Genomic DNA, 12,936 nt, shown 5'->3' on the forward strand with positions numbered 1-12,936 from the left:
GCCCCGGGCCCGCTCAGTCCAGGCCGCGTGCCGCCCGGAAGCGGGCCAGGGCCTCGGCGAGGTCGACGAGCGGTTCCGGGTAGCGCAGCCGGGAGCGGACGGCGGCGGGCAGCTTCCACGGTTCGTGGACGGCGGGGCCGGGCACACCGGCCAGTTCCGGGACCCAGCGGCGGACGTAGTCGCCGCCGGGATCGAAGCGGCGGCCCTGCACGACCGGGTTGAGGACGCGGTTGGGGCGGGTGTCGGTGCCCGTGCCGGCCATCCACTGCCAGTTGAGCTGGTTGTTGGCCAGGTCGCCGTCGACCAGGTGGTGGAGGAAGTGCCGGGCGCCCTCCCGCCAGTCGTGGTGGAGGGTCTTGGCGAGGAAGGAGGCGACGATCATCCGGGCCCGGTTGTGCGTCCAGCCTTCGTGGGCGAGTTGGCGCATCGCCGCGTCGACGACCGGGTAGCCGGTGTGCCCGGCCCGCCAGGCGTCGAACTCGCCGGCGTCCCGCCGCCAGCGGTCGTGGCGCGTCCGGTAGTCGGCGGAGGCGGCCCGGGGGCGGGCGGCCAGCACCTGGTGGTGGAAGTCCCGCCAGGCCAGCTGGCGGACGAACGCCTCGGCGCCCGGCGAGTCCCCGCGCGCCCGCGTCACCACCTCGAGCGGTGACAGGCAGCCGAAGTGGAGGTACGCGGAGAGGCGGGACGTGGCGTCGGCGGCCAGGTCGTCGTGGAGCTCGGCGTAACGGTCGACGCCGTCGCGCAGCCAGGCCGTCAGCCGCCGCCGGCCCTCGCGCTCGCCGCCCGCGGGCAGGCCGGGCGCCGCGCCGCCGGCCCCGAGGTCCGCGGCCGAGGGCACCGGCAGCCCGTCCACCTCGGGGACGTCGACGCGCCGGGGCGGGTCCACGACCGCCCGGGGCGGCTCCGCCGACCAGCGGCGGAAGTACGGCGTGAACACCGCGAAGTGGTCCTTCCCGGTGGGCGACACCTCGCCCGGCGCCACCACCGTGACGACCGCGTCGTGCACGCGCAGCCGCCGCCCGTCCGCCTCCAGCGCGGCGCGCAGCCGCTCCTCGCGGCGGTGCGCGTAGCCGCTCACCCCGCCGGCGACGTGCACCTCCGCCGCGTCCGTCGCGGCGGCCACCCGGCAGGTCTCCTCGACCACGTCACCCCGGCGGACGACCAGCCGGCCGCCGCGCGCCCGCAGCCCCTCGTCGAGGTCGGCCAGGCAGCCGGCGAGGAACGCGGACCGGTTCGGCGCGGCGAAGCCGGCGGCGGCGACGCCGCTGTCGACGACGAACAGCGGGACGACGCGGTCGCCGGCGCGGAGGGCCGCCCGCAGCACGGGGTTGTCGTGCAGCCGCAGGTCGGAGGTGAACAGGGCGAGGGCGACGGGCATGGCGCCAGGCTACGGCGCGTCCCGCGGCGGCCGGGGACGCGACAAGGCGCGGCGCGGGGGCCGTTCGGGTGAGCGGGCGGCCCCGGGCAGGGATGCCGGGCCGGGGCCTGGAACACCTGATCAGGAACCCCACGCGCCCCGGGCGCGGCGGGGGAGGAGCGACCGCGACGAGAGAGGCCCGTATGCCCGCCGACGAACTGCCCCGCTTCCTGGCGGCCCTGAGCCCCGCGAGCCGGAAGAAGGTCGAGAGCCAGCCGCCCGAACGGCAGGAGCAACTGGCCGCCGCCTGGGAGGCGGAACTCAGTGAGGACACCGACCTGGACACGCTGAGTGAGCTGTCACCCGCGGCGGCGGCGGACGAGGCGGCGGAACGGGTGGTGCGGGAGTTTTTCGAGGAGTGACGTGAGGGCGGGGAGGGGGTCAGAGGCGGCGGCGGTCGGTCCCGTACTCCGGAAGCGCCCGGGAGGGCGTGCCGGACCCGGACCGGTCCCCGGCCTCCGACCGTGCCGCGGGCCCGGACCGGCCCCCTGCCTCCGACGGTGCCGCGGGCCCGGGCCGTTCCCCGGCCTCCGACCATGCCGCGGTCTCGGGCCGGCCCCCGGCCTCCGACCATCCCGCGGTCTCGGGCCGTCCCCCGCCCCCCGATCGGCCCTCCGGCGCCTTCCCACCCCCCGTCACTTCGGCACTCTCCAGCACCTGGTCGACCTCCTCCTCCACCGGCCCCCCGGCCGGCTGGTCGATCCCGAGGAGGAAAGCGGTCCGGGTGCCGTCCACTTGCAGGAGGGTCATCCGCAGCCGGGCGGGGCCGCCCTCCTCGGCGTCCACCCGCAGGGCCACGGTGTGGGCGGGATGCCCGTCCACCGAGGTCGGGCGGGACTCCTCGGGCGTGACGGGCCGGTCCGGGTAGAAGAACTCCGCGTTCGAACGGGCGGACCGCTCGGCCCAGAGCCGCAGCCGGTCCTGGGGGATCGCGCTCGAACGGCCGGTCAGCACGACGGCCATGTGGTGGTCGTCCTGCTTCTTGCGGCCGATCGCCGTGGTGAAGGCGTCGATAAGCTCGTGCTTCGAGTCGCGCTCCCAGCCCTTGGGGATGGCGTAGGACAGCCCGGCCGCGCCGTCCGCCACCCGCGGCCGCCCGGCCAGCGGTGAGCCGTCCCCGTCCCGCGTCAACCACCAGGCCCCGGCGCCGCCGCCTCCCACCAGGACGGCCAGGGCGACACCCCCGGCGACCAGCCCACGCCGCCGCCGGCGCGGCGGTACGGGCGGCAAGGGCGGCGGGAAGGCGGGGAACGGCGGGGGAGCGGGGTACGACTGGGGTCCGGTGAGCGGCGTGGTCATACCTCCAGCCTGCCGCCCGGCAGGCGGTCGGACCTGAGCGTTCGTACTCAGTATCGGTACTCAGGTGCTCGGTCCGCTGATGCGGGGCGGTCCGGTGTGCGCTCGGCTCGTGGCCGCCACGGTAGGCCCTTCCCCGTCTCCTCCTCGTCGGCCGGCCGACCGGGACGGGGTCTCGGCCGTGGAGGTGGACCGGCTCCGGTCGTGTTCAGGACAGGTCCAGCACCGCCTTGCCGTGCAGGCGTCGTCCGGTCAGCAGGTCGATGGCGTCCGCCGCCCTGTCCCATGTGCCCCGCCAGGCGATCTGGGCGTCCAGTTCCCCGGACGCCACCAGGGCGGCCAGGAGGGTCAGGTCCTCGTCGAGTCCCGTGCACCGCAGGAGGAAGAAGCTGACCAGTGCCCGGTCGTGGGCTTCGGGGGCGCCGGAGAAGGCGCCGGGCGGGAAGGTGTCGGGGGCGAGCGCCGCGCGGCCCACGTTGACGAGGGTGCCGTGTTCGGCGAGCCGGGCGTAGCCCTCGACGAGGTGTCGTCCGCCGACCATGTCGACGATGCCGTGCACCGGTTCCATGAGGTCTTCCGGGCCGGTCACGACCTCGTGTGCGCCGAGCGCCCGCAGGCCGTCGCCGTGCGCGCGGGGGTCGCCGGTGGACGCGATGACGTACGCGCCGCCGCGGCGGGCGAGTTGGACGGCGTACCGGCCCGTGCCGCCGGTCGCGCCGGTGACGAGGACGCGGCGGCCGAGGAGCGGGCCGAGGCGCCGGAGCGCGCGCAGGGCGGTGGCGCCGGCCACCGGGATCGTGCTGATCGCGCCGAGGTCCGCGCCCTCGGGCACGGTGCCGAGGCGGTCCGTGTCGACCGCGCGGAGTTCCGCCCAGGCCCCGTCCGCGCCCAGCGTGACGACGGGGGTGCCGGCCGCGGGGCCGGAGCCGTCGGCCGCCGCGCGTTCGACGATTCCCGCCGCGTCCCAGCCGAGCACGGCCCCGGCGGGCGCCTCCGCCAGGGCGTGATGGATCTCGCCGGAGTTGAGGGACGTCGCGACGGTGCGGACGAGCGCCTGGTGGGGCGCCGGTTCGGGTTCCGGCGCCTCGCCGAGGCGCAGACGGGCGGGGGCGGTGGGGTCGACGAGGAGTGCGCGCATGGCAGGGCAGCCCTTCCGGGAGTCGATTGTGCCTCTCAGTGGCATAAACCTACAAGTGGCATAAGCGCCCGCGCTACACTGAGAGCGATGGCCGCCACCGACGCACCCACCCCGGAACGCCTGCCGCTGCGCGAGCGCAAGAAGCTGCGCACCCGTCAGGCGCTGACCGACACCGCCCTGGAGCTCTTCACGGAACGCGGTTTCGACGGCGCGACGCTGGACGAACTCTGCGACGCCGTCGAGGTGTCCAAGCGCACCTTCTTCCGCTACTTCTCCAGCAAGGAAGACGTGGCGATGGCACCGACCCAGGACCTGTGGGCCGCGTTCCTCGACGACCTGGAGACCCGCGAGCCGAGCGGCGGGACCGTTCTGGAGACGCTGCAGGCGTCGCTGTACGGCGCGTTGGAGCGGATGACCGCCGAGGGCTGGGCGCGAAGCATCCGCCTCAGCCGCCGACTGGCCGCCGAGACACCGTCCATGGACGCCCACGGCCTGCACTTCTGCGACCGCACCGTGCGCAGGGCGGCCGGAATCCTGACGCGTCGGCTGCGAATCGACGACCCTCGGGACGACATCCGCCTCCGCCTCGCGCTCGACTTCTTCGTCGCCGCCCACCGGCACGCCCTGGAGGCGTGGGTGACCCTCCCCGGCGCCCCGGGCCGCGACGCCCTGGCGGCCGAACTGCGGCGCGTCTTCGAGGTCGTCCCGGGGGCATTGACCTTCTCGGCGGAGCCGAGGACCGCGTAGGCGGGTGGCCGGGGCCGGTCCGGGGGCGGTGGGGTCCGGTCCGAGCAGGGTCGGGGCGAGGCGGTCAGGACCGGAGGACCGCGAGGAAGTCGGCGATCGCCGCCGCGACGGCGTCGGGGCGCTCCACGGGGAGCAGGTGGCCGGCGTCGGGGACGGTGACGAGGGCCGCGTGCGGAATGTGCGGCAGCAGGAACTCCCGCAGCACGTCCGGTGGTTCCACCACGTCGTGCTCCGCGGTCAGCACGGTCACCGGAACCGCGATGCGGCGGGCGGCGGCCGTGATGTCCTCGGCGATGCCGTGCAGCGGCCACTCCCTCCGTGCCTCGGGTCCGGCGGCGACGCTGTCGCGCACCGCGGTGGCCCGCACCGGTTCGGGCAGCGGTGTGGCGGTCAGGACATGGTCGAGGGCGTGCCGTACCGCGGCGGGTGAGTCGTAGGCGTGGGACAGCCCCCGCCGGTACTCCTCGGTCACCGTGCCGGGCGGCTCGGGCGGCGCGGGCGCGACGAGTACCAGGCCGGCCAGACCGGCGGGCCCGCGGGCCGCGAGGAGTTGGCTCACCTTGGCCCCCATGGAGTGCCCCACGAGGACGAAGGGGCCCGGTACGCACGCGGCGAGCACGCGGGCGAGGTCGTCGGCGAGCCGGCCGAGGCCGTAGGGACCGGGCAGCGACCGGGAGGTGCCCCAGCCGCGCTGGTCGTAGCGGACCGTCGCCCGCCCGGACGGGAGCCGGGCGATCACACCGTTCCATGTGTCGGCGGAGCCGCCCCAGTAGTGGACGAACACCAGCGCCGGCCCGGTACGGCCTCCGACCCGTACGTCCAGGGTCCCGCCCGCCACCGCCACCGGCCTTGTCGTTTCCATCGTCATCACACCTCGAACACGTAACCTGCGTGGGTCCCGGCCCGGTTGCCGGGCACATGTCCGACCGTACGAGCGGCGGGATCCGCCGCCCGGAGGAAAGGAACACGGTCCTTGTGGAAAACGGACACCCGGCGGTGCGGCAGCTGCGCTACTCGCCCGCCGTCGGCTCGTCCCGCGGCGTGGAGGTCCTGGACTTCGCCGCGCTGCGGCGCATGGACGTCCGCCGCCGTCGCGTACTGCCTCAGCGCCCCGACTTCCACGTCCTCGCCCTGGTGGCCTCCGGCACCGGCAGCCACGAAGCGGACTTCGGCACCTACCGGTTGACGGAAGGCAGCGCCGTATGGATACGGCCCGGCATGGTGCACCGCTGGAGCGACACCGACGCCTGCGACGGCCCGCTGATCCTCTTCCGGCCCGGTTTCCTCCCCGGCTTCACCGCGGCGGAGGCCGCCACGCCGGCGTGCTGGCACCTTGACCGACAGCGCCTGGAGCTCGCCCTGTTCGCGGCCGGGCACCTCGGTCGCGAGCACGACACGGCCGTGCGCGCACCGCACCTGGCGGCGTCTCCCGCGCTGCTCACCCACCTGTTGGCGGCACTGTTCCTGCGCGCGCTCCCCGACACGCTCGCCCGCACGGACGCGGCCGCGGCCGCGTCCGACCACCGCCGGTCCGCGGACGTGTTCCGCCGCTACCGGGCCGCCGTGGAGGAGCACTTCACCGACTGGCACCACGTGGCCGACTACGCCCGGGCGCTGGGCTACGACGTGCGCACCCTCACCCGGGCCACACGCGCCGCCACCGGCACGGGCGCCAAGGTCTTCCTCGACCAGCGCGTCCTGCTGGAGGCCAAGAGGCTGCTCGCGCACACCGACCTGCCGGTCGCCGGCTGCGCCCGGCGGCTCGGCTTCCGGGACGCCGCCGCCTTCACCACCTTCTTCCGGCGCCAGGCCGCCGTACCGCCGGCCGCCTGGCGTGCCGCCCACGGGGCAACCGGCGGCCTTGGGGCCTGAGTTCCTCCGCGCGTGGTCCGGTCGCGGGCGACGCGGGAACCTCGTGGTGCCGTTCGGGGCGATGTCGCGTCGAGTTTCGGGTGCGAGGGGTCGCTTCACCGGTGCCGTCCCGGCGTCCTCGCCCTTATATGCGACGGGAGCGGCTTCCACCCCCGTCCCACCGGCGGCCGGGTCACGCCCGGCCCTCGTACAGGTGAGACGGTCGCGTGGAGTGGACCGGGTCATCCCGACGGGGACGATGTGCCTGCCGGCGGACGCCCGGGGTTCTCTGCGGGACCCGGGTTCACTCCTTCGGTACGTCGGCGGAGGGTTTGAGGCAGCCCTCCGATCGACTGGCGGGTGACGCCGGGGCGGTACCGCACCGGCACGTCAGGTCGAACTCCATACACGTGTAAGGGATCGCTTTCGGCCTGCTCGTCGGATCATTTGACCGGCTTGCGCTGTGACCGTAAGAAACAGACCTGCCGCCGGACGGTCCCTGGCGACGGCACTGCCCGCCGCCCGGCTGCTCGCAGCCGCCGCGTTCCCGCCGTTGCCGGAAGGCGGTGGTCCGCGGCGCCCTGACGGGCTCGGGCCGGATCCCGCGGCGCCCCCGGCTCCTCCGGAAGGAACACGTCGAATGAGCAGCCGAATGAGCAGCCGAAGGGAGACCCCAATGGACGGTCGGATGGATGGTCCGGTGGACGGTCGGACGGAGAGGAACACGCGGACGAAGCACCTGCGACTGCCCTCGGTGAGACGCCGTGCGGCATGGGGAGCCACTGCCGCGCTGGTCGTCGCCCACCTGCTGGCGGTCTCCCCGAGTCCCGATGCCGAGGCCGCCCCCTCCGAGCGGCAGAAGACCTTCGAGTCGTCCACGTCGTGGAAGCCCCCGGCGGGAGTGAGCAAGGCGACCGTCTACATCTGGGGCGCCGGCGGCACGGGTGGCGGGGGAGGGGCCGGTGGTGGCGGTGGCGGCGGCGAGGCCCCCGTGAAGGACGTCCTGGACCCCAACACCGGGGCCGACGGGCGCGACGGCGGCTCGGGCGGAGCGGGAGGGGCGGGCGGTGGCGGCGGTGCCGGCTCCTACCTGGCGTGCCACATCACACTGGACGCCTCCCACACCTACCAGGTGACCGTCGCCGGTGGCGGAAGCGGGGGCGAAGGCGGCCTCAAGGGCCAGGGCGGTGCGGCCGGTTCGGGTAAATCCGGTCAGGACGGGCAGAACGGCCGGTCGGGCCGCCCCGGCAACAACGGCAATGAGGCCCGGCGCCGGACCGAGCTGTTCGACACGACGAAGGACGTGCAGGTGGCCAATGTCGACGCAGGGCCCGCCGGCCTCCGTGGGCTGGAAGGCACCGGCGGCGAGGGCGGCGGCAGGAGCGGTGGCCGGGCCCGCCACGGCAAGGCGGGTGCCGCCGGCGGGGCCACGCGCAAGGCGTGGCCGGGAAGGTGCCCCGGAGGCACGGTGGCGGAATCCCTCCAGGGCGGCGCCGGTCAGCACGGGACGAAGCAGTACTGGCCGGGGACCGGCGGCGAACCGGCCAAGACCGTGGGGCCCGGAGGAACGAAGCTGCCCCAGGGCGTCGGCGTCGGGGGCACCGGCGGTCGCGGAGGGCGCGGTGGGTCCTCGGGCGCGGGTGCGGTGCTGCACCACTCCGCCGCCGACCCCGGGGGCAATGGCGGCGACGGGGTCCGGGGCGGGTCCGGCGGCAAGGGGTACATGATCGTCACCTGGTAGCCCGGGTGCGTCGGGTAGCCCGGGTGCGTCGGGCGTCGGGCGTCAGCGTCCGGATCCGCCGGGAGGAACGCGTCCTCCGGGAGAACCGGGTGCGGGCGGCGGTGGAAGCCGCCCGCACCCGGGGGATCAGTAGGTGTTCGTGTAGATGGTGAGTCCCGTCCAGTCGCTGTCGTACTGCGTGGCCTTCACCCACTCGTCCTGGCTGCCGAGGTAGGTGCCGCCGTCGGCGCCGCAGCTGGAGTCGGTCCACTTCGCCAGGCGGGTGTAGTCGCGCCACCACCAGCCCACGAGGCTGGTCTCCTTGTGGGGCGTGGCCAGGCAGTAGGTGCGGGGCTGGCCCTTCTGGACCTGGCCGATGATCTTCACCGAGTTGACCCTGCCGGTGTAGTCCACTATGCGGATCTGCTGGCCGTTGGTGCCGGCGAGGGCCTGGCCGCCCGCGCCGAGCACCGCGGCCACGGCCAGGGCGCCGGAGGCCACGGCTGTGCCGAGGGTGCGCTTGCGCACGGTGGGGACCGCGAGCGCGACCCTGTTCTTCATCCCCATGGGCTTCTCGGACATCGGTGGTCTCTCCTCGCAAGAAATGTCTGTGGCGCAAACCGGCCGCGCGGACGCGCTTCCCGGCGCTCCGGAACAACTGCCGTTTCGTTCCGGAACCTAACGCCGTGCTCCGGTCGTGCGGCAGTTCCGCCCTGCACGGTGACGCCGCTCTCCGGGTTGCGGGCTGCACAGTGAGCCGGGAGTGGTCTCCTGGTGCCGGTGTTCCGGAGGCGGCGTGGGTTTTGCGTGAGGGTGCCCGCGCCGCACCCGCGCCGGGCCGCGGCGGTCACAACGATCACGCTGGAGCGCTTCCCGATCACCACCCGATCAAGCTCCAATCGCCCACGGCATGACACGCAGTGGGTTTTCGACAACGCCTGATCACAGCTGAGCGCTGCGGGCTTCCACTTCCTTCGCGTTCGAAAAGAGGCCGTCTGGGCGCGTGTTGGCGTGGGCGCCACAGAAGGACAGATGGCCCCTTGGTGACGGAGTGCAATGGGGCGGAGAGCAAAGATCTTGCATAAGAACGATAAGCGGATATAGCACTCTTTAGTGTTGAACTCGGCGATAGGCGCTAGTCAGCCTTGGCAACGCGAGCTGTCATATGACTGCCCTCCACGGAGGGGGTCGGATGATCCGGCCATCTGCTCGTCGCACCCACGACGGGAAGGCAGGAACATGAGCAGACTCAAGCGCGCGACCACGGCGTCGGCTCTGGCACTGGCCGTGTCCGGGCTCCTCGGAACCGCCGCCACGGCGCACGCGGACGCCGCGTACGACGACATCACCATGCTCAAGCAGGAGAAGACCCAGTGGTGCTGGGTGGCCTCCGGCCTGACGATCGCCAAGTACCAGGGCTACGGCTCGACGCAGACCGACTTCTGCACCCGCGCCAACCCGGCCTACGGCTGCAACAACCAGCCGGCCACGCTCGACGACATGGCCAGGGCCTGGGGCAGTCTCGGCATGTCCCACACGGGCACCGGACTGAGCAGGGCGGCCACGTTCAGCGAGGTCCAGACCGAGGTCCGGGGCCCCCGGCCCGTCGGAGCACGCATCGGCTGGACCTCCGGCGGCGGGCACATGAACGTCGTCTACGGCTACGACACGTCGAACAACACCATCGGCGTGGGCGACCCCTGGCCGGACACGACCACCTACACGTGGTGGAACTACAACGACTACGTGAGCAACAGCTCGTTCAAGTGGACCCACTCCCGCACCGGCATCTCAGGCTAGGAGAGCGACATGTGCGACCAGAGAACGTCCACGACGCGGCGGGCCGCCCGCTTCTCCCGCCTCCCCGTCATCCTGGCCCTCGGCGCGTCCGTCCTGCTGTCGGTGGGAGCCGGCCCGGCCGGCGCGGCCAAGGGCCCGGCCGACCTCCCCAACCTCCAGGCGGCCCTGGACACGCTGAAGTCGACCGCCACCCACGACGCGGTCTGCCGCTTCCTCAGCGCACCGGTGCCCAACGGCGCGTCCCCCGGCGCGGCGGTGACGCTCCCCGCCAAGGCCGACCCCTGTGAGGGCGTGCCGTCCTTCACCATCAAGGACCCGCTGGCCCTGAACGAGGTCGCACCGGCCTTCGTCGCGGGAACCGCCCAGCCCACCCTCGCCGACGCGGTCATGCTCGCCTACGCCGTCGCCGGCGTGACCACCTCGGCCGGCCGCACCGCCACCGTCCTGCTCGCCCCCACCGGCACCACCGGCTGGCACTTGGCCGCCGTCCGCGAAGGCGACACGGACGCCACCTACGCCGGCAAGGCCGACCTCGCGACGACGGTCTTCAGCGAGCCGCAGATCCACGGGTACTACCAGCTGAAGCTCACCACCGTCGAGCCGCTGAACGACGCGGCCCGGCAGGGGCTGGGCGGCCAGTCGTCGGTGTCGCTCGCCGACTACCAGAAGCTGGTCAAGGCCCGCTACGCCGACAAGCAGCCCGGCTCGGAGTACGACACCAAGGGCTTCTCCAGCGGCTTCGGCACCGGCCGCCCGCACTCCTCGACGTCCTCGACCCCGCTGATCGTCGGCGGATCGGGCGCCGCCCTCGCCCTCGCCGGCGGCGCCGTCGGCCTCCGCCGCCGCAAGCGCGCACGTCTCCGCTGACGAGCGCGGACGACCCGTACGTCCCCTCCAGGCTCCGCCCCGGTCTTCCGGCCCCCTCCACGCCCGGAACCGGGGCGGAGCCCTGCCCGGACGCGGCCCGGGGGTGCGGGAGGCGGACGGGTGCGGCGGGGCGTGCCCTCAGGGCGCTCAGGGCGTCGGCGCGACGTGGTCCGTGAACCACTCGCACGCCAGCTCGGCCACCGTGTCCAGGGCGCCCGGCTCCTCGAACAGGTGGGTGGCGCCGTCCACGACCACCAGCCGGTTCTCGCAGCGCAGCCGCGCCGCCGCCTGCCGGTTCAGATCCAGGACGGCCTGGTCCAGGCCGCCCACCAGGAACAGCGTCGGCGCCCGGACGGCCTCCAGGCGGTCCATGGCCAGGTCCGGCCGGCCGCCCCGGGACACCACGGCCGCCGGGCCCTCCCGGCCCTCCTCGGCCGCCGCCCACAAGGCCGCCGCCGCACCGGTGCTCGCGCCGAAGTAGCACAGCGGGACGGACTCACGGCGCATCCACTCCGTCACCTGCCCCAGCCGCCCGGCCAGCGGACCGATGTCGAAGACCTTCGCCCGGTCCTCCGCCTCCTCCGGCGTCAGCAGGTCGAACAGCAGCGTCCCCAGACCCGCCCGGTTCAGCACCCCGGCCACGGCACGGTTGCGCGGACTGTGCCGGCTGCTGCCGCTGCCGTGCGCGAACAGGACGACCGCCGGCGCGCCCGGCGGCATCGTCAGGTCGCCGTCCAGGGTGACCGTACGGTCGTCCACCGGCAGCTTCACCGGGGCCGGGCCGTGGATGTGCGCCCCGGTGTGGGGCGGCGCGGACGTGTCGTGCCGCAGCAGGGCCACGACCTCCTCGTCCTCCGTCTGCGAGAAGTCCCGGTACCACTCGCCCACCGCCGAGAACCCGGCCGGCGCGGACAGGTACACCAGCTCGTCCGCCTCGCCGCGCAGCGACTCCACCGCGTCCGGCGAGGTCACGGGTACGGCCAGGACCACCCGACGGGCACCCAGGGCCCGCGCCACCCGGCACGCCGCGACGGCCGTGGAACCGGTGGCGATCCCGTCGTCCACCACCACCGCCGTCCGGCCCTCCAGCGGCACCCGCGGCCGCCCGCCGCGGAAACGGTCGGCCTGCTCCCGCAGGTGGCGCTCCTCGGCCCGCTGGACCTCCACCAGGTCGTCCTCGTCCACCCGCCCCATCCGCATGATGTCGTCGCGCACCACCCGCACGCCACCCTCGCCGAGCGCCCCGAAACCCAGCTCCCGGTGCGAGGGAACACCCAGCTTGCGCACCAGGATCACGTCCAGCGGCGCCCGCAGCGCCCGGGCCACCTGGTAGGCCACCGGCACACCGCCGCGCGGGAGGCCCAGCACGACGGGATCGTCTCCGCGCAGGTGCTCCAGCCGCTCGGCCAGCCGCCGGCCCGCGTCCACTCGGTCGTCGAATCGCATCGTCCACCTCCGGCAGCCGGACGCGCCCGGCCGGCGGGAAAGGGGTCTCCCCGGCGGGTAAGGGGTCTCCCTTCCACTATGCGACCCCCGCCTGTGCGCACCAACCCGGCCGGGGCGCTCACCCGCCGTCCGCCAGCGCCGCCCGGACGCGCTCCGCGACCCCCGCCGCCTCCTCCTCCGACGCGTACCGCGTACGCGGCCAGAAGAAGCCTCGGAGCCCGTCCTTCCGGTTGCGCGGCACGACGTGCACATGGAAGTGCGGCACCGACTGGCTCACCTTGTTGTTCGCCGCGACGAACGAACCGGCCGCGCCCATCCCGCGCTCCACCGCCCCGGCGACCCGCCGCACCCGCGCGAAGAACGGCCCCACGTCCGCCTCCGGCACGTCGGTCAGGGTCACCACGTGCCGCCGGGGCACCACCAGTACGTGCCCGGGGAACAGCGGCCGGGCGTCCAGGAACGCCACCACCGCGTCATCCGCCAGCACGTGGTGGGCGGGCGCCTCACCCGTCACGATCGCGCAGAAGACGCAGGGCGATTTCGGTGTCGTCTGTTGTTCCCGCATGGGTTCGAGTCTCCCTGGGGCCTCGGGACAGTGGGTTGACAGCGGAATCCGGAGGGCCGGACCGGTGGTCGACAGAGGTGACGTAGTAG

Annotated in this window: 13 protein-coding genes; 6 read left to right on the forward strand and 7 right to left on the reverse strand. The window is 74.3% G+C overall.

The features are described from left to right. Window positions 1-13: 13 nt before the first annotated feature. On the reverse strand, window positions 14-1,378 hold the full coding sequence (locus K7I03_RS31580; RefSeq protein ID WP_185944790.1) for a cryptochrome/photolyase family protein: 1,365 nt from the start codon (window positions 1,376-1,378) through the stop codon (window positions 14-16). Window positions 1,379-1,560: 182 nt separating this feature from the next. Here K7I03_RS31580 and K7I03_RS31585 point away from each other — a divergent pair, with 182 nt between their 5' ends. Continuing rightward, window positions 1,561-1,779, forward strand: coding sequence for a hypothetical protein (locus K7I03_RS31585; RefSeq protein ID WP_185944789.1), 219 nt, complete (start codon window positions 1,561-1,563; stop codon window positions 1,777-1,779). A gap of 19 nt (window positions 1,780-1,798) precedes the next feature. Here the strand turns inward: K7I03_RS31585 and K7I03_RS31590 are convergent, their stop codons facing one another. Both K7I03_RS31590 and K7I03_RS31595 read right to left on the reverse strand, forming a co-directional pair. After that, a complete protein-coding gene (locus K7I03_RS31590; RefSeq protein WP_185944788.1) occupies window positions 1,799-2,716 on the reverse strand; it encodes a hypothetical protein in 918 nt (305 codons plus the stop codon). 205 nt (window positions 2,717-2,921) lie between these two features. After that, window positions 2,922-3,851 (reverse strand): zinc-binding dehydrogenase, encoded by a 930-nt coding sequence (locus tag K7I03_RS31595; protein WP_185944787.1) that lies wholly within the window; start codon window positions 3,849-3,851, stop codon window positions 2,922-2,924. Between the two features lie 87 nt (window positions 3,852-3,938). Between K7I03_RS31595 and K7I03_RS31600 the strand changes: the two genes are divergently transcribed. After that, window positions 3,939-4,598 carry a TetR/AcrR family transcriptional regulator gene (locus K7I03_RS31600; protein WP_185944786.1) on the forward strand — a complete coding sequence of 220 codons (660 nt, stop codon included), beginning with the start codon at window positions 3,939-3,941 and terminating at the stop codon, window positions 4,596-4,598. 64 nt (window positions 4,599-4,662) lie between these two features. Here K7I03_RS31600 and K7I03_RS31605 read toward each other — a convergent pair whose 3' ends face one another. Continuing rightward, window positions 4,663-5,466, reverse strand: a complete 804-nt coding sequence (locus K7I03_RS31605) for an alpha/beta fold hydrolase (protein ID WP_185944785.1) — start codon at window positions 5,464-5,466, stop codon at window positions 4,663-4,665. Between the two features lie 107 nt (window positions 5,467-5,573). Between K7I03_RS31605 and K7I03_RS31610 the strand changes: the two genes are divergently transcribed. Together K7I03_RS31610 and K7I03_RS31615 are read left to right on the forward strand one after the other, a co-directional pair. Next, entirely contained in the window at window positions 5,574-6,470 is an 897-nt protein-coding gene (locus K7I03_RS31610) for an AraC family transcriptional regulator (RefSeq protein WP_185944784.1), read from the forward strand. Between the two features lie 733 nt (window positions 6,471-7,203). Beyond that, window positions 7,204-8,190, forward strand: coding sequence for a hypothetical protein (locus tag K7I03_RS31615; protein WP_185944783.1), 987 nt, complete (start codon window positions 7,204-7,206; stop codon window positions 8,188-8,190). Between the two features lie 126 nt (window positions 8,191-8,316). Here the strand turns inward: K7I03_RS31615 and K7I03_RS31620 are convergent, their stop codons facing one another. Then, a complete protein-coding gene (locus K7I03_RS31620; protein ID WP_185944782.1) occupies window positions 8,317-8,751 on the reverse strand; it encodes a hypothetical protein in 435 nt (144 codons plus the stop codon). 657 nt (window positions 8,752-9,408) lie between these two features. Here K7I03_RS31620 and K7I03_RS31625 point away from each other — a divergent pair. Together K7I03_RS31625 and K7I03_RS31630 are read left to right on the forward strand one after the other, a co-directional pair. Then, on the forward strand, window positions 9,409-9,969 hold the full coding sequence (locus tag K7I03_RS31625; RefSeq protein ID WP_185944781.1) for a papain-like cysteine protease family protein: 561 nt from the start codon (window positions 9,409-9,411) through the stop codon (window positions 9,967-9,969). 9 nt (window positions 9,970-9,978) lie between these two features. Next, window positions 9,979-10,836 (forward strand): hypothetical protein, encoded by an 858-nt coding sequence (locus tag K7I03_RS31630; protein WP_185944780.1) that lies wholly within the window; start codon window positions 9,979-9,981, stop codon window positions 10,834-10,836. Between the two features lie 147 nt (window positions 10,837-10,983). Here the strand turns inward: K7I03_RS31630 and K7I03_RS31635 are convergent, their stop codons facing one another. Continuing rightward, window positions 10,984-12,282, reverse strand: a complete 1,299-nt coding sequence (locus K7I03_RS31635) for a phosphoribosyltransferase (protein ID WP_185944779.1) — start codon at window positions 12,280-12,282, stop codon at window positions 10,984-10,986. 118 nt (window positions 12,283-12,400) lie between these two features. Beyond that, window positions 12,401-12,847 (reverse strand): HIT family protein, encoded by a 447-nt coding sequence (locus tag K7I03_RS31640; protein ID WP_185944778.1) that lies wholly within the window; start codon window positions 12,845-12,847, stop codon window positions 12,401-12,403. Between the last annotated feature and the right edge of the window lie 89 nt (window positions 12,848-12,936).

The organism is Streptomyces mobaraensis, assembly GCF_020099395.1.
Lineage (GTDB): Bacteria > Actinomycetota > Actinomycetes > Streptomycetales > Streptomycetaceae > Streptomyces.

Bases quoted from the DNA above. Each gene is read 5' to 3' on its own strand.
- K7I03_RS31580 (WP_185944790.1), bottom strand. From the start codon at position 1,378: ATGCCCGTCGCCCTCGCCCTGTTCACCTCCGACCTGCGGCTGCACGAC.
- K7I03_RS31585 (WP_185944789.1), top strand. From the start codon at position 1,561: ATGCCCGCCGACGAACTGCCCCGCTTCCTGGCGGCCCTGAGCCCCGCG.
- K7I03_RS31590 (WP_185944788.1), bottom strand. From the start codon at position 2,716: ATGACCACGCCGCTCACCGGACCCCAGTCGTACCCCGCTCCCCCGCCG.
- K7I03_RS31595 (WP_185944787.1), bottom strand. From the start codon at position 3,851: ATGCGCGCACTCCTCGTCGACCCCACCGCCCCCGCCCGTCTGCGCCTC.
- K7I03_RS31600 (WP_185944786.1), top strand. From the start codon at position 3,939: ATGGCCGCCACCGACGCACCCACCCCGGAACGCCTGCCGCTGCGCGAG.
- K7I03_RS31605 (WP_185944785.1), bottom strand. From the start codon at position 5,466: ATGACGATGGAAACGACAAGGCCGGTGGCGGTGGCGGGCGGGACCCTG.
- K7I03_RS31620 (WP_185944782.1), bottom strand. From the start codon at position 8,751: ATGTCCGAGAAGCCCATGGGGATGAAGAACAGGGTCGCGCTCGCGGTC.
- K7I03_RS31625 (WP_185944781.1), top strand. From the start codon at position 9,409: ATGAGCAGACTCAAGCGCGCGACCACGGCGTCGGCTCTGGCACTGGCC.
- K7I03_RS31630 (WP_185944780.1), top strand. From the start codon at position 9,979: ATGTGCGACCAGAGAACGTCCACGACGCGGCGGGCCGCCCGCTTCTCC.
- K7I03_RS31635 (WP_185944779.1), bottom strand. From the start codon at position 12,282: ATGCGATTCGACGACCGAGTGGACGCGGGCCGGCGGCTGGCCGAGCGG.
- K7I03_RS31640 (WP_185944778.1), bottom strand. From the start codon at position 12,847: ATGCGGGAACAACAGACGACACCGAAATCGCCCTGCGTCTTCTGCGCG.